Annotated in this window: 8 protein-coding genes, 3 rRNA genes and 1 pseudogene; 1 reads left to right on the top strand and 11 read right to left on the bottom strand. The window is 65.4% G+C overall.

The features are described from left to right. Positions 1-17: 17 nt before the first annotated feature. From HDA45_RS04670 to HDA45_RS04705, 8 genes are all read right to left on the bottom strand, one after another. Positions 18-1,007, bottom strand: a complete 990-nt coding sequence (locus HDA45_RS04670; RefSeq protein WP_184892163.1) for an HAD-IIA family hydrolase — start codon at positions 1,005-1,007, stop codon at positions 18-20. Next, a complete protein-coding gene (locus HDA45_RS42265) occupies positions 1,000-2,949 on the bottom strand; it encodes a hypothetical protein (RefSeq protein ID WP_184892165.1) in 1,950 nt (649 codons plus the stop codon). The genes HDA45_RS04670 and HDA45_RS42265 overlap by 8 nt, the downstream gene beginning before the upstream one ends. Positions 2,950-3,114: 165 nt before the next feature. After that, a 5S ribosomal RNA gene (rrf, locus tag HDA45_RS04680) occupies positions 3,115-3,231 on the bottom strand. Positions 3,232-3,315: 84 nt separating this feature from the next. Then, a 23S ribosomal RNA gene (locus HDA45_RS04685) occupies positions 3,316-6,452 on the bottom strand. Positions 6,453-6,770: 318 nt separating this feature from the next. Continuing rightward, positions 6,771-8,285, bottom strand: a 16S ribosomal RNA gene (locus HDA45_RS04690). The 16S, 23S and 5S rRNA genes sit together here, the layout of an rRNA operon. A 348-nt stretch (positions 8,286-8,633) precedes the next feature. After that, positions 8,634-9,908: a tyrosine--tRNA ligase gene (gene tyrS / locus HDA45_RS04695; protein ID WP_184892167.1), complete on the bottom strand. Its 1,275-nt coding sequence runs from the start codon at positions 9,906-9,908 to the stop codon at positions 8,634-8,636. Between the two features lie 24 nt (positions 9,909-9,932). Beyond that, a complete protein-coding gene (locus tag HDA45_RS04700; RefSeq protein WP_343071979.1) occupies positions 9,933-10,586 on the bottom strand; it encodes a DNA-3-methyladenine glycosylase in 654 nt (217 codons plus the stop codon). 43 nt (positions 10,587-10,629) lie between these two features. Then, positions 10,630-12,000, bottom strand: a complete 1,371-nt coding sequence (locus HDA45_RS04705) for a serine hydrolase domain-containing protein (RefSeq protein ID WP_184892169.1) — start codon at positions 11,998-12,000, stop codon at positions 10,630-10,632. Between the two features lie 27 nt (positions 12,001-12,027). Here HDA45_RS04705 and HDA45_RS04710 point away from each other — a divergent pair, with 27 nt between their 5' ends. Further along, positions 12,028-12,723, top strand: a complete 696-nt coding sequence (locus tag HDA45_RS04710; protein ID WP_184892171.1) for a TetR/AcrR family transcriptional regulator — start codon at positions 12,028-12,030, stop codon at positions 12,721-12,723. Between the two features lie 62 nt (positions 12,724-12,785). On the opposite strand, the gene argH is transcribed toward HDA45_RS04710, so the two are convergent. From argH to argF, 3 genes and pseudogenes are all read right to left on the bottom strand, one after another. After that, positions 12,786-14,201 carry an argininosuccinate lyase gene (gene argH / locus HDA45_RS04715; RefSeq protein ID WP_184892173.1) on the bottom strand — a complete coding sequence of 472 codons (1,416 nt, stop codon included), beginning with the start codon at positions 14,199-14,201 and terminating at the stop codon, positions 12,786-12,788. 76 nt (positions 14,202-14,277) lie between these two features. After that, positions 14,278-14,802: pseudogene (locus HDA45_RS04720) on the bottom strand (arginine repressor); the annotation flags it as partial. Between the two features lie 70 nt (positions 14,803-14,872). Further along, positions 14,873-15,799 carry an ornithine carbamoyltransferase gene (gene argF, locus HDA45_RS04725; protein ID WP_184892177.1) on the bottom strand — a complete coding sequence of 309 codons (927 nt, stop codon included), beginning with the start codon at positions 15,797-15,799 and terminating at the stop codon, positions 14,873-14,875. Positions 15,800-15,802: the final 3 nt, after the last annotated feature.

Genomic DNA, 15,802 nt, shown 5'->3' on the forward strand with positions numbered 1-15,802 from the left:
CAAGTTAGCAGCGCTGGTCAGGCGAGGCGCAGCTCGCCGAGCGCGGCTCGGGCGGTGTCGCCCACACCACGGACCTCGGTGATCCCCGACTCCCAGGCCACCGCGCACAACGCGCGCAGCAGGTCCAGGGAGTCGCCTTCACCCTCGGCCTCGAGCACGTCACCCTGTGCGGTGACGCGCCAGCCGTTCTTGGGTCCGATTTCGAGCAGTTCCGCCCGGCTGCTCAGCCCGGACAGGTCCGCCGCGAGGTAGCGCGGTCGTTCCTCGGGCCTCGCCCGGAGCAGGGACGCCGCGTCGGCGACGCCGGTCAGGACGCAGAGCGCGTCGATCCCGGCCGCGACAGCGCCCTCGATGTCGGTGTCCAGCCTGTCGCCCACCACGAGCGCCCGCTCCGCGCCCGCGTCCCGGGCCGCCGTGGTGAACAGCAGCGGCGCCGGTTTGCCCGCCACCAGCGGTTCGACACCGGTGGCGGTGCGCAACGCGGCCACCATCGACCCGTTGCCGGGCAGCAGACCGCGTTCGGTCGGCAAGGTCGCGTCGACGTTGGTCGCCACCCACAGCGCGCCCGCACGGATGGCGAGACACGCCTCCGCGAGAGCGGCCCAGGTGTTGTCCGGGGAATGCCCCTGCACCACGGCCGCCACGTCCGGACCGGCTTCCCGGACGGTGCGCAGCCCCGCCGACTCGATCTGGGCGGCCAGCGAGTCCGTCCCCACAACGAGTACGACAGCGCCCTGAGGCAGCCGCTCACCCAGCAGGGCGGCGGCGGCCTGAGAGCTCGTGTGGACTTCTTCGGGGGTGGCGGCCAGTCCGAGTGCCTCCAGGTGTTCGGAGACCTGCTCAGGCGCCTTGGAGGCGTTGTTCGTCACCCATCGGACGGCCGTACCGCCGTCCCGGAGCGCACGGAGGGCTTCCGGTGCGCCCGGAACCACGGTGCTGCCGTGATAGACCGTGCCGTCGAGGTCGAACAGGACCGCGTCGTACCCGGCCGAGAGGGCGTCAGCCATTCGTGAGCTCCGCGGCGCGCTCGGCGGCGTCGGTCTCGTCCTCCTCGTCGGCCTCTGCCGCGTTGAGGAACCAGCGGATCGCCTCTTCCTTGCGGTCGGCGGCCGCGAGGTTGTCGGCGTAGGCGTAGAAAAGCCTGGCGCTCCACGGATCGCGCTTCTCGGCCTTGAGGTCCTCACCCTGCAGGGAGACGACGGCGGCCTCGAGCTGACCCAGGTCGCGGCGCGCGCCGGCGGCGACGATCGCGAGCTCGATCTGGGTCGCCTTGGTCAGGCGCTCCTTGTCGACCTCCTTCGCGAGGTCCAGCGCCCGCTCCGGACGGCCGATGGCCCGCTCGGCGTCGGCGATGATCGCGATGTGGTCGTCGGCCCGGGTCATCCGGCGGACGGCCCGCAGCTCGGACAGGGCGTCGGACCAGTTGCCCGCGTGATAGGCGACCAGGCCGAGCGCCTCACGGACGATCGGGACCCGCGACGCCTTGGCCTTCGCGTACTTGGCGTGCGCGAGCGCGGCCTCGGGGTCGTCGTCGACCAGCCCGCCGGCGGCGACGAGGTGCTTGCCGACGGTCTCCGCGAGTGCCTTGGGCAGGGTGCGGAGTTCGCGACGGGCATCCTCGTCGAGGTCGGAGAACTCGATGCCCTCGGGCAGCTCCGGAGCCTCGAGCAGCTCGCGCGCCAAGGTCTCGTCGTCGATCGGCTTGTCGTCCACACGGGGCGAGGACCGGAAGTCCTTGCGTCCCTCGGAACGGTCGCGCTGGGGACGGTCGTCGCGCTTGCGCTCGAACCGTCCTTCGCCGCCACGGGAGTCTCCGCGCTTGTCGTCGTACCGCTTCTCCGGACGGTCACCGGAGGGGCGGTAGTCGCCGCCACGGTTGTCGCGGTCGCCGTAGGACTTGCGCTCGTAGCCACCGCTGCTGGGGCGACGGTCTCCCGAGGACGGACGCTTGTCGTCACGGCGGTCGCTGTTGTGGCCACCGGAACGCGAACCACCGCGGTCGTCACGATCGCGGTAGGACGGGCGACGGTCGTCGCTGCCGCCCCGGCTGTCGCGGTCACCGTAGGACTTGCCCTGGGGGCGTCCTTCGTACCGGTTGCCGGACGGGCGGTCGTCGGAACGGCCGCGGTTGTCCGAGCCGTAGCCGGAACGGGCCGGGCGGCTGTCGGAACGCTTCTCGTACCGGCCCTCGGAACGGTTGTCCGAGCGGCTGTCCGAACGATTGTCGTAGCGGTTGTCGGACCGGTTGTCGTAGCGACGCTCGGGACGGCTGTCGGAGGAGCGGTAACCGCCACGGTCTCCACCGCGACTGTCACTGCCACGGCTGTCGCTGCCACGGTTGTCCGAGCGGTAGCCCCCACGGTCGCCGCCGCGGCTGTCCCTGCTGTCGCGGTTGTCGGACCGGTAACCGCCGCGGTCACTCCCGCGGTTGTCGCTGCGGTTGTCTCCGCCGCGATAGCCCCCACGGTCACCGCCGCGGCTGTCGCCACCGCGGCTGTCCGAGCGGTAACCCCCGCGGTTGTCGCGGCTGTCGCGCCGGTCGTCGGACCGGTAGCCACCGCGGTTGTCCCTGCTGTCGCGACCACCCGAACGGTCGTCACGACGGTCGCCGGCGCCAGGGCCACGGCGGTCGTCACTGTTGTAGCGCGGACGGTTGTCGTCACGCCCCTGACCGGCGAAACGGCTGCCGCCGGAGCGCTGGTCACGGGGGCCGTCGCCGCTGCGCGCGGGCTTGCCGGAGTAGCTGCTCGTACCGCGGGCTCCGCGGTCGTCACGGCGCGGGCGGCCCTGGTAGCCGCCGTCGCGACCGCCCCGGTCCTGCCTGCCGCCGGCGGAACCGCGCCGGTCACCTCGCTGCGCGTCAGACCGGCCTCCGCGGGGACTGTCGTCCCGGCGACCCGACCGGCCGGACGCACCATCATCTGAGTCACGTCGACCGAACTCGGACACCTGGCCTCCTGCCACTATTGAAAAAGTTTCGACACTTGCGCTCGCCCGTCGGGTGAGCCAACGGACCATTCTAGTCCGTCCTCGGACATGAAAAGAGACAGGGCCCTGACCGGGGAGAACCTGTTAGGGGTTCTCGACCCAGGTCAGGACCCTGTCCTGAAGTTAGTCCGGCGGTGTCCTACTCTCCCACAACCCTTCGGTTGCAGTACCATCGGCGCTGTCAGGCTTAGCTTCCGGGTTCGGAATGGGACCGGGCGTTTCCCTGACGCTATAACCACCGAAACACTACGAAACAACCACTACCACCGGATACTGCTGGTGGCTGTGTGGTGTTTCAGAGCTGTAGAGTGGATGCGTAACATCTTTGTGGGCAAGTCCTCGGCCTATTAGTACCAGTCAACTCGACAACACATTACTGTGCTTCCATTTCTGGCCTATCAACCCAATGGTCTGTTGGGGGCCTTAACCCATCAAGGGTGGGATACCTCATCTTGGAACAGGCTTCCCGCTTAGATGCCTTCAGCGGTTATCCCTTCCGAACGTGGCCAACCAGCCATGCCACTGGCGTGACAACTGGCATACCAGAGGTTCGTCCGTCCCGGTCCTCTCGTACTAGGGACAGCCTTCCTCAAGTATCCTACGCGCGCGGCGGATAGGGACCGAACTGTCTCACGACGTTCTAAACCCAGCTCGCGTGCCGCTTTAATGGGCGAACAGCCCAACCCTTGGGACCTACTCCGGCCCCAGGATGCGACGAGCCGACATCGAGGTGCCAAACCATGCCGTCGATATGGACTCTTGGGCAAGATCAGCCTGTTATCCCCGGGGTACCTTTTATCCGTTGAGCGACACCCCTTCCACCAGGTGGTGCCGGATCACTAGTCCCGACTTTCGTCCCTGCTCGACATGTCTGTCTCACAGTCAAGCTCCCTTGTGCACTTGCACTCAACACCTGATTGCCAACCAGGCTGAGGGAACCTTTGGGCGCCTCCGTTACTCTTTAGGAGGCAACCGCCCCAGTTAAACTACCCATCAGGCACTGTCCCTGAACCAGATCATGGTCCGAGGTTCAGATTCCCAATCCGACCAGAGTGGTATTTCAACAACGACTCCACCAACACTAGCGTGCCAGCTTCACAGTCTCCCACCTATCCTACACAAGCCGAACCGAAAACCAATACCAAACTATAGTAAAGGTCCCGGGGTCTTTCCGTCCTGCCGCGCGTAACGAGCATCTTTACTCGTAGTGCAATTTCGCCGGGCCTGTGGTTGAGACAGCCGGAAAGTCGTTACGCCATTCGTGCAGGTCGGAACTTACCCGACAAGGAATTTCGCTACCTTAGGATGGTTATAGTTACCACCGCCGTTTACTGGCGCTTAAATTCTCAGCTTCACCCCGAAAGGTTAACCGGTCCTCTTAACGTTCCAGCACCGGGCAGGCGTCAGTCCATATACATCGTCTTGCGACTTCGCATGGACCTGTGTTTTTAGTAAACAGTCGCTTTCCGCTGGTCTCTGCGGCCACCCACCCCTAGTCCGCGAAGGACTTCAGAGTGTTTGGCCCCCCTTCTCCCGAAGTTACGGGGGCATTTTGCCGAGTTCCTTAACCACAGTTCACCCGATCGCCTTAGTATTCTCTACCTGACCACCTGTGTTGGTTTGGGGTACGGGCCGTGCACGCACTCGCTAGAGGCTTTTCTCGGCAGCATAGGATCACTCTACTTCACCTCAATCGGCTACGCATCACGTCTCAGCCTTAATAGAGTGCGGATTTGCCTACACTCTGGCCTACACGCTTACACCAGTACTACCACTCACTGGCGGAGCTACCTTCCTGCGTCACCCCATCACTCGACTACTACGGAATCAGATCCCACGCTCCACACAGAAACCTCCGTCCGAAGACATTGGTAACTGGCTTTGGGTGGTTAGTATCAACCGCCTCATCCTGGGCGCACGTGCTCGGGTACGGGAATATCAACCCGTTATCCATCGACTACGCCTGTCGGCCTCGCCTTAGGTCCCGACTTACCCTGGGCGGATTAGCCTGGCCCAGGAACCCTTGGTCATCCGGCGGCAGAGTTTCTCACTCTGCATTCGCTACTCATGCCTGCATTCTCACTCCCACACCCTCCACGACTGGCTTCCGCCGCCGCTTCCCTGGATGCAGGACGCTCCCCTACCCATCCACACGACTGGACGTGATCCTCAAGGGACACGTCGATCTGTATGTGTGAATGACACAGCTTCGGCGGTGTGCTTAAGCCCCGCTACATTGTCGGCGCAGGACCACTTGACCAGTGAGCTATTACGCACTCTTTCAAGGGTGGCTGCTTCTAAGCCAACCTCCTGGTTGTCTGGGCAATCCCACATCCTTTCCCACTGAGCACACACTTGGGGGCCTTAGCTGGTGTTCTGGGCTGTTTCCCTCTCGACGACGAAGCTTATCCCCCGCCGTCTCACTGCCACACTCTCACACCACGGTATTCGGAGTTTGGTTGATTTCGGTAACCCGGTAAGGCCCCTAGACCATCCAGTAGCTCTACCCCCGTGGTGAAACATGTGACGCTGCACCTAAATGCATTTCGGGGAGAACCAGCTATCACGGAGTTTGATTGGCCTTTCACCCCTACCCACAGCTCATCCCCTCAGTTTTCAACCTAAGTGGGTTCGGCCCTCCACGTCGTCTTACCGACGCTTCAGCCTGGCCATGGGTAGATCACTCCGCTTCGGGTCTAGACCACGCGACTCAGACGCCCTATTCAGACTCGCTTTCGCTACGGCTACCCCACACGGGTTAACCTCGCCACGCAGCACTAACTCGCAGGCTCATTCTTCAAAAGGCACGCCATCACCGTAATATCACAAGGATATGCTCGGGCTCTGACGGCTTGTAGGCACACGGTTTCAGGTACTCTTTCACTCCCCTCCCGGGGTACTTTTCATCTTTCCCTCACGGTACTAGTCCGCTATCGGTCTTCAGGAAGTATTTAGGCTTACCGGGTGGTCCCGGCAGATTCACAGCAAATTCCACGAGCTCGCTGCTACTCGGGAACACCAGACAAACAATCCACAACGTGTTTTCGCGTACGGGACTCTCACCCACTCCGGTCGCCCATCCCAAGGCGTTCCACTAACACGCGTAACCGTTCCGAGGACTGTCAGATCCTCGACGCTGGGTCCCACAACACCACACACACAACGCCTGACAGCTTGACATGTGCATGGTTTAGCCTCTTCCGCTTTCGCTCGCCACTACTCACGGAATCACGGTTGTTTTCTCTTCCTACGGGTACTGAGATGTTTCACTTCCCCGCGTTCCCTCCACACACCCTATATATTCAGATGCGGGTAACACCACATAACTGGTGCTGGGTTTCCCCATTCGGAAATCCTCGGATCACAGCTCGGTTGACAGCTCCCCGAGGCATATCGCAGCCTCCCACGTCCTTCATCGGCTCCTGAAGCCAAGACATCCACCATGTGCCCTTAATAACTTGACCACAAAGATGCTCGCATCCACTCTACAGTTCTCAAACACCACACCAGAAACAAACTCCCGGGGGGTTAGCCCCTCGGCGTGTTGCCTCAGGACCCAACAGCATGCCAGCGAACACCAATCCCTCTCGACCCCACAGCACACGTTCCACGCACCCGAAGATGCAGTACTAGCCCGTGCGGGCATCAAGCGAACCAGCATAAACCAGTAGTTCCACAATTCCTTGAGCAACCAGAACAAGTACACATTCGGCACTTGAGCTCTGGCCACTCCACCACCGTTGGTCCGGGTATCCCGGCGGGGTGGATGTGTTGCTCCTTAGAAAGGAGGTGATCCAGCCGCACCTTCCGGTACGGCTACCTTGTTACGACTTCGTCCCAATCGCCAGTCCCACCTTCGACCACTCCCCCCCTTGCGGGTTGGGCCATGGGCTTCGGGTGTTACCGACTTTCATGACGTGACGGGCGGTGTGTACAAGGCCCGGGAACGTATTCACCGCAGCGTTGCTGATCTGCGATTACTAGCGACTCCGACTTCACGCAGTCGAGTTGCAGACTGCGATCCGAACTGAGACCGGCTTTAAGGGATTCGCTCCACCTCGCGGTATCGCAGCCCTCTGTACCAGCCATTGTAGCATGTGTGAAGCCCTGGACATAAGGGGCATGATGACTTGACGTCATCCCCACCTTCCTCCGAGTTGACCCCGGCAGTCTCCCACGAGTCCCCGCCATAACGCGCTGGCAACGTAGGATAAGGGTTGCGCTCGTTGCGGGACTTAACCCAACATCTCACGACACGAGCTGACGACAGCCATGCACCACCTGTACACCAACCACAAGGGAAGCCCTATCTCTAGGGATGTCTGGCGCATGTCAAGCCCAGGTAAGGTTCTTCGCGTTGCATCGAATTAATCCACATGCTCCGCCGCTTGTGCGGGCCCCCGTCAATTCCTTTGAGTTTTAGCCTTGCGGCCGTACTCCCCAGGCGGGGCGCTTAATGCGTTAGCTACGGCACGGACAACGTGGATGTCGCCCACACCTAGCGCCCAACGTTTACAGCGTGGACTACCAGGGTATCTAATCCTGTTCGCTCCCCACGCTTTCGCTCCTCAGCGTCAGTATCGGCCCAGAGACCCGCCTTCGCCACCGGTGTTCCTCCTGATATCTGCGCATTTCACCGCTACACCAGGAATTCCAGTCTCCCCTACCGAACTCAAGTCTGCCCGTATCGCCCGCACGCTCCACGTTAAGCGTGGAGTTTTCACGAACGACGCGACAAACCGCCTACGAGCTCTTTACGCCCAATAATTCCGGACAACGCTCGCACCCTACGTATTACCGCGGCTGCTGGCACGTAGTTAGCCGGTGCTTCTTATCCAGGTACCGTCACTTGCGCTTCGTCCCTGGCGAAAGAGGTTTACAACCCGAAGGCCGTCATCCCTCACGCGGCGTCGCTGCATCAGGCTTTCGCCCATTGTGCAATATTCCCCACTGCTGCCTCCCGTAGGAGTCTGGGCCGTGTCTCAGTCCCAGTGTGGCCGGTCACCCTCTCAGGCCGGCTACCCGTCGTCGCCTTGGTAGGCCATTACCCCACCAACAAGCTGATAGGCCGCGGGCTCATCCTGTACCGCCAGAACTTTCAACCACCCCCCATGCGAGGAATGGTGATATCCGGTATTAGACCCAGTTTCCCAGGCTTATCCCAAAGTACAGGGCAGATTGCCCACGTGTTACTCACCCGTTCGCCACTAATCCACCCGAAGGCTTCATCGTTCGACTTGCATGTGTTAAGCACGCCGCCAGCGTTCGTCCTGAGCCAGGATCAAACTCTCCAACAATGTCAAATTTGATCGAGGCAAATAAATGCTCTCAAAGGAACCTCAAACGAGGTTCAATACATAAGCTCTACTGGCTTAGTTCACTAGCACACTGTTGAGTTCTCAAGCAACACACCCCGAATCGCACCAGGCAAAACCCGGCCTTATCCGAAGCAGTTATTTCTAGCAGTTTTTGGTGAGACACCCACTCAATCACCCTGAGGTGAGAGCTTGGTTCGTGTCCCGCGGCCACCCGGTTTCCCTGGCGACTTGGAGAACTTTACATGGCCCGAAAGGGCCCGAAACAGGGGGGGGTACCTTAACTGCGTTTCCGCAGGTCAAGGCCCCTGTTTCGGACCTGGGCCGCGATCAGCCCCCGACGCGGACGCCGGCGACGTTGCGCTTGCCCTTGCGGACCACGAGCCAACGGCCGTGCAGGGCGTCGTCCGCGGACGGCTTCCACGCCTCGTCGGCGATCTTCGTGTTGTTGACGTACGCGCCGCCTTCCTTGACGGTGCGGCGTGCGGCGCCCTTGCTGTCGACGAGCCCGGCCGCGAGCAGCAGGTCGACGATCGTCGACTCGCCCGCCGGGTCGGCCTTGCCGTTCGGCACCTCGGCCATGGCGGCGTCGAGAGTGGAGGAGTCGAGCTCACGCAGCTCTCCCCTGCCGAACAGCGCCTGGCTCGCGGCGATGACCTGCCGGGTCGCCTCCTCGCCGTGCACCAGGGTCGTGAAGTCCTCGGCCAGCTTCCGCTGCGCGGACCGCAGGTGGGGACGCTGTTCGGTGTCCTCGGCGAGCGCGGCGATCTCCTCCTGTCCGAGGAAGGAGAACATCCGCAGGTAGCGGATGACGTCGACGTCGGCGACGTTCAGGAAGTACTGGAACCACGCGTACGGCGAGGTCATCTCCGGGTCGAGCCAGACACTGCCACCACCGGTGGACTTCCCGAACTTGCGGCCTTCGGCGTCGGTGACCAGCGGCGCGGTCAGCGCGTGCGTGTGCCCGCCGTCGGTCCGGCGGATGAGGTCGACGCCGCCGACGAGGTTGCCCCACTGGTCCGAGCCGCCGATCTGCAGCTTGCAGCCGTACTCGCGGTACAGGTGCAGGTAGTCCTGCGACTGCAGCAGCAGGTAGCTGAACTCGGTGTAGGACATGCCGTCGGCTTCGAGGCGGCGCTTGACCGTCTCCCGGTTCAGCATGGTGTTGACCGGGAAGTGCTTGCCGACGTCGCGCAGGAACTCGACGACGCTCTGCTTCGCGGTCCAGTTCAGGTTGTTCTCGATGACCGCGCCGGTCGGCGAATCGTCGAAGTCGACGAAGCGCTCCAGCTGACCGCGGATCCTGTCCGCCCACTCGGAGACGGTGTCCAGCGTGTTGAGGGTGCGCTCCCCCGTGTCACGCGGGTCGCCGATCATCCCGGTGGCGACGCCCGCCAGCACGATCGGCCGGTGCCCGGCTCGCTGGAAGCGCGAGAGCATCAGCAGCGGGACCAGGTTGCCGGCGTGGAGGCTGGGCGCGGTCGGGTCGAATCCGCAATAGAGCGTGAGGGGTCCTTGGTCGAGGTCTCGCCGCAGTGCGTCGGTGTCGGTGGATTGCGCGATCAGGCCGCGCCAGGTCAGCTCGTCAAGGATGTGCTCGCTCACGCCTGTAGATCCTCCCGCACCAGGTCAAACGACTATCGGCCGGGGGCCGCCGCCCGCCCGTTTCCCGCCGCGGCGATAGGTCGAGACCGCGGGCGATCCGTCGATCCAGAACCGCCACGGCGTGTCCATCGCCATCGCGACGCCGACGCGCGGCCCGGTGCGGATGTCCGCGTCGGGGACGGGTTCGCCGGTGAACAGCCGGACGGGTGACGCGGGGTCGGTCAGGTCGACACCGTTCTCGGCCCGGTCGATGCCGAGTACCGAGGTGAGGATGGCCGGGCCTTTGGCGAGTTCGCCGTTGCCCCGCGCCGACGGCCTGCGCGCCCTGGCGATGTCCGCGCCGGACACCACCTCCCCGGCACGCAGCAGCACGGCGCCCGGCTGTCCGTCCTCGGTACCGACGACGTTGGCGCAGAAGTGCATCCCGTAGACGAAGTACACGTACAGATGCCCCGCCGGCCCCCACATGACCGCGTTGCGCGGGGTCTTGCCGCGGTAGCAGTGCGACGCGGGGTCGTCGAGTCCGCGGTAGGCCTCGACCTCGACCAGGCGGACGGCAACCGTTCCGTCGGGGCCGGTCGCCTCGATCACCGCGCCGAGCAGGAGCGTGGCCAGCTCCACCGGGTCCAGCGCCAGCTCCCGCCGGGTGAACTGCCTGCCGGTCGCCACGTTCCGCACCCCCCGTTCCTCGGGATCTTCCCGTGCCGACCTTAACCGGGTGTCAGGCGATCCTCGGCGCCACCCGCATGCTGGTGTAGCAGCACTCGGTGCCGTCGGGGAGTTTCGTGAACAGCACCGGCATCCAGTCGTCGCCGAACATCGGGTTCATTCCGGCGAAGACGTTCTCCGACACGGGCACGAGCTCCGCCTCGATCGCCGGGGCGATCCCCTCGAGCCCGTCGGCGAATGCGTAGACGAAGTGCAGCTTCCCCTCGGTCTCCGTGACGGTGATGACGACGCCTTCGCGGCGATAGGTACCCGCGAAGGGCGCGACGTCCACCGAAAGCGGCGACGGCGGCGGGGCGAAGTCGGCGGGCACCTGGACGCCGGCGAGGTCGCCGAGCAGCTCCCGCGAAAGCGCCGTGTACAGCCTGTCGGTCGTGCCGTGGTTGGTGAGCAGGGCGAAGGCCAGCCCTGCGTCCGGGACCACCCGCAGGTAGGAGCGCTGTCCGATCGACGATCCGTTGTGCCCGAAGCCGGGAACGCCGCTCCAGTCGTGGATCGACAAGCCGAGCCCCCACCCGTCGGAACCGAGCGTCCACTTGTCCGGCACCTCGACCTCGCGACGCCGCATCGCCGACACCGTCTCCTCGGAGAGCACGCGAGTCCCGTCGGCCGCGGTGCCGTCCAGCAGCATCCGGGCGAAGCGGACCACGTCGCCCGCGGTGGCGAGGACCCGCCCGTAGGGTCCGGCGTTGCGCGGCAGGAGATCCCAGGCGGCCGTCGGCTCCTGTCCGAGGTGCCCCATCGCCACCCGGAACCGCAGCGCCTCCTCGGGCAGGGTCATCGTCTCGGTGAGTCCCAGCGGGACGATGAGCCGCTCACGCAGGGCGTCGTCCCAGGTCAGACCGGTGAGCACCTCGACGATCCGGCCGAGCACGGCGTACCCGACGCTGCTGTAGGAAGCGGCCGTGCCGGGCGGGCAGTCGAGCGCCACTCCCCTGGCGGCCTCGACGTACTTGGCCAGGCAGTCGTCGCCGCGTCCGGTGTCTTCGATGAAGTCGCAGGTGAGTCCGCTGGTGTGGCTGAGCAGCTGCCGAGCGGTGACGGCCGCGGTCGCCGCCGGTTCGACGGTCGCGAACTCCGGCAGCACCTCGACGACCGGCGCGTCGAGGTCCAGCCGCCCTTCCTCGGCCAGGCCGAGCACCAACGCGGCCGTGTAGACCTTCGCGATCGAGCCGAGCTGGAAGACCGAATCGGTGGTCGCTTCCACCCCGGTTCCCCGGTGCAGGATCCCGCTCGCGAGTTCGTGGATCTCGCCGTTCGCGAGTACCGCGAGGGTCGCGCCCGGAACGCCGTGCTCCGCCCGCAGGTCGTCGAGCCTGGACTGCCAGTGGGCTTTGTCGAAGATTGTCCGTACACTGTTAGGCATACTGAACACTGTACGGAAGGAATGCGGATGTCCGTATGGGCGCGTCCCCCGAAGCGGAAGCGGGAACAGCCGTCGCTGAGCCGTGAGCAGATCGTCTTCGCGGCCATCGAGCTCCTCGACGCCGACGGCATCGAGGCGATGAGCATGCGGAAGCTCGGGGTTCGGCTCGGCGTGGCCGCCCCGTCGATGTACACGCACGTGGCGAGCAAGGACGAGCTGACCGAACTGGTGGTCGACGAGGTCTACGGCGAGGTCACGCTCCCGGAGCCGGGTCCGTGGCGTGCTGCGACGGTGCGGTTCGCCCACGATCTGCGTTCGGTGTTCCTCCGGCATCCGTGGATCGGCTCGCTGCTCGGCGAGGCGGGGGTGGCGTACCTGGGGCCGAACGTCCTGAAGCTGTCGGAGTCGGCGCTGGCACTGTTCGAGGACGCCGGTTTCTCGCTGGAAGACGCGGACCTGGCGTGGAACACGGTCATGGCGTTCGTCGTCGGGCGGGCCACCAGCGAGGCCGCGTGGCTCACCGCGCTCAAGCGCAGCGGGCAGAGCGAGCAGGAGTGGAAAGACCGGCTGTGGCCCGCGGCCGAGCAAGCGGTGCGGGATCACCCGCGGCTCAAGAAGCTGTACGCCGCCCAGCGGAATCGAGAACCCGGCGAGACCAACGACGCGGACTTCGAGCGTGGCCTCGAATGCGTCCTGGACGGCCTGGCCGCCAAGCTCCCCTGAAGCGCGTGAAGGCCCCCTTCCCTCGGCTGAGCAGAGGGAAAGGGGCCTTCACGCGGGATGGTCTAGCTCAGCCAGGCGCGGTGTTCGGTGACCCGCGCGATCAGCCGGTCCCGCTGCTCGGCGACCCGCTCCGGAGCGGTACCGCCACGGGCGTTGCGCGAGCTCACCGAGCCCTCGACGGTCAGGACCTCGCGCACGGCGGGCGTCAGCGCCGGGTTGATCTTCTCGAACTCTTCGTCGGTCAGTTCGTCGAGGCCGACACCGCGGCCCTCGGCGACGCGGACACTCTCCCCCGCCGCCTCATGCGCGACACGGAACGGAACCCCTTGGCGCACAAGCCATTCCGCGATGTCCGTGGCAAGGGTGAAGCCGGCGGGCGCGAGTTCGGCGAGCCGGTCGGTGTGGAAGGTCAGCGTCTCGAGCATGCCCGCGATCGCCGGGAACAGCAGCTCCAGCTGCTCGACGGAGTCGAAGACCGGCTCCTTGTCCTCCTGCAGATCCCGGTTGTACGCGAGCGGCTGCGCCTTGAGCGTCGCGAGCAGGCCGGTCAGATTGCCGATGAGGCGGCCGGCCTTGCCGCGGGTCAGTTCGGCGACGTCCGGGTTCTTCTTCTGCGGCATGATCGAACTGCCGGTCGCCCAGGCGTCGTCGAGGGTGACGTAGCCGAATTCGGCGGTGTTCCAGATGATCACCTCTTCGGCGATCCGGGACAGGTTGACCGCGAGCATGGCGACGTCGAAGGCGAACTCGGCGACGAAGTCCCGCGAGGCGGTGCCGTCGATGGAGTTGTCGACGCTGGTGTCGAAACCGAGTTCCGCGGCGACGGCCTCGGGGTCGAGTCCGAGCGAGGAACCCGCGAGCGCGCCGGAACCATAGGGCGACTCGGCGGTGCGCGCGTCCCAGTCACGCAACCGGGTGACGTCACGCAGCAGCGACTGGCCGTGCGCGAGCAGGTGGTGCGCCAGCAGGACCGGCTGGGCGTGCTGGAGATGGGTGCGCCCGGGAAGGATCGCGTCCGGGTGCCGCTTCGCCTGCGAAACCAGGGCGTCGACGACGCCGAGCGTGCCCGCGACCACGCGGCGGGCGGCGTCGCGCAGCCACATCCGGAACAGCGTCGCGACCTGGTCGTTGCGCGAGCGGCCTGCCCGCAGCTTGCCGCCGAGTTCGGTGCCCGCCCGCTCCAGCAGACCGCGTTCGAGCGCGGTGTGGACGTCCTCGTCGGCGACGGTCGGGGTGAACGCGCCCGAGGCGACGTCTTGGGCGAGCGTGTCCAGCGCGGCGAGCATGTTCGTCAGCTCGTCGTCGGTGAGGAGCCCGGCCTTCCGCAGGACTCGCGCGTGGGCCCTCGACCCGGCGATGTCGTACGGCGCCAGCCGCCAGTCGAAATGGGTCGACGCGCTCAGCGCCGCCATCGCTTCCGCCGGCCCGCTGGCGAACCGGCCGCCCCACAGCTGCACCGGCTGCTCATTCCCGCTCACAACACTCCTCGAATTCCTTGGTTCTCTTCAGGCGACTGACCGGTCGACGGTAGCGCCTGTGCTGAAGTCGTACGGGTCAGGCGTCACCTTCGGTCTCCTCACCGCCGTCCACTATGGACGACCGTCGGGCCAGCGCCATGAAACGCTCGGCCAGATCCTTGCCGGACAACGGCTCTCGCGCGATCACCGCGACCGTGTCGTCACCGGCGATCGAACCGACGACCTCCTCCAGCGCCGCCCTGTCGATGGCGCTGGCGAGGAACTGCGCCGCGCCCGGCGGGGTGCGCAGCACCGTCAGGTTCCCCGACGAGTCCGCCGAAACGAGCAGCTCGGCGAGCAGACGCGAAAGCCGGGACGTACCGCCCTGCACCCCGCGTACCGGACTGCCGTCCTCCGGGATGACGTAGACCGGCGCGCCGGAATCGGCACCCCGCAACTTGACGGCGCCCAGCTCGTCGAGGTCTCGCGACAACGTCGCCTGGGTGACATCGATGCCTTCCGCCGCCAGGAGCTTCGCGAGCTCAGTCTGGCTGCGGATGGCCATCGTGGACACGAGTTCGGTGATCCGGGCCTGCCGGGTGACCCTGCTGCCGGTCATCGTCGCTTCTCTGTGCCGGTGCGGGACACCCGCACCCGGTCGGCATGCGCGAGCGAGGCTTCGCCAGTGTGGCTCACGATGCCTCCTTGCCCAGAAGCCACACCAGCAGCGCCTTCTGCGCGTGCAGCCGGTTCTCGGCCTCGTCCCAGACCGCGCTCGACGGGCCGTCGATGACCTCGTCGGTGATCTCCCAGCCGCGGTGGGCGGGCAGGCAGTGCAGCACGATCGCCTCGTCCGCGGCGCGGCGCATCAACGCCGCGTTGACCTGGAGCTCACGGAACGGTCCGACCCGGTCGAGGCCGTCGTTCTCCTGGCCCATCGAGGTCCAGGTGTCGGTGACGACGACGTCCGCGCCTTCGACAGCGGCGTACGGATCGGTGAAGACCGTGGTGCTGCCGCCGGTTTCGCCCGAACGGTGCTTGGCGTCGAGCATGACCTGCTGATCCGGCTGGAAACCCTCCGGCGAGACGACGCGCACGTGCATCCCGGCCGTGGTCCCGCCCAGCAGCAGCGAATGCGCCATGTTGTTGGCGCCGTCGCCGAGGTAGACGAGGGTGAGCCCGGCGAGCTTGCCCTTGCGTTCACGGATGGTCATCAGGTCGGTGAGCACCTGGCACGGGTGGAACTCGTCGGTGAGCGCGTTGATCACCGGGATGCTCGCCGCCGACGCCATCGCGTCGATGCGCTTCTGGGCGAAGGTCCGCCAGACGATCGCGTCCAGGTACCGCGAGAGCACCCTCGAAGTGTCCTCGATGGTCTCTTCGCGGCCGAGCTGCATCGAGCGCCCGTCGACGATCACCGGATGCCCGCCGAGCTGGGAGATGCCCACCTCGAACGAGAACCGGGTCCGGGTGGAGTTCTTCTCGAAGATCGCCGCGACGGACTTGCCCTCCAACGCGCGGGAGCTCAGCGGCTCGGCCTTCAACTGGTCGGCGAGGTCCAGGATCTCGGCCTGTTCGGCTGGGCTGAGATCGTCGTCGCGGAGAAAGTTGCGGAGCATGGG

Source organism: Amycolatopsis umgeniensis, from assembly GCF_014205155.1.
In the GTDB taxonomy this organism is placed as follows: domain Bacteria; phylum Actinomycetota; class Actinomycetes; order Mycobacteriales; family Pseudonocardiaceae; genus Amycolatopsis; species Amycolatopsis umgeniensis.

Coding starts and splice junctions, on each gene's coding strand:
- HDA45_RS04705 (WP_184892169.1), bottom strand. CDS start 12,000: ATGCCTAACAGTGTACGGACAATCTTCGACAAAGCCCACTGGCAGTCC.
- HDA45_RS04670 (WP_184892163.1), bottom strand. CDS start 1,007: ATGGCTGACGCCCTCTCGGCCGGGTACGACGCGGTCCTGTTCGACCTC.
- argF (WP_184892177.1), bottom strand. CDS start 15,799: ATGCTCCGCAACTTTCTCCGCGACGACGATCTCAGCCCAGCCGAACAG.
- HDA45_RS04710 (WP_184892171.1), top strand. CDS start 12,028: ATGTCCGTATGGGCGCGTCCCCCGAAGCGGAAGCGGGAACAGCCGTCG.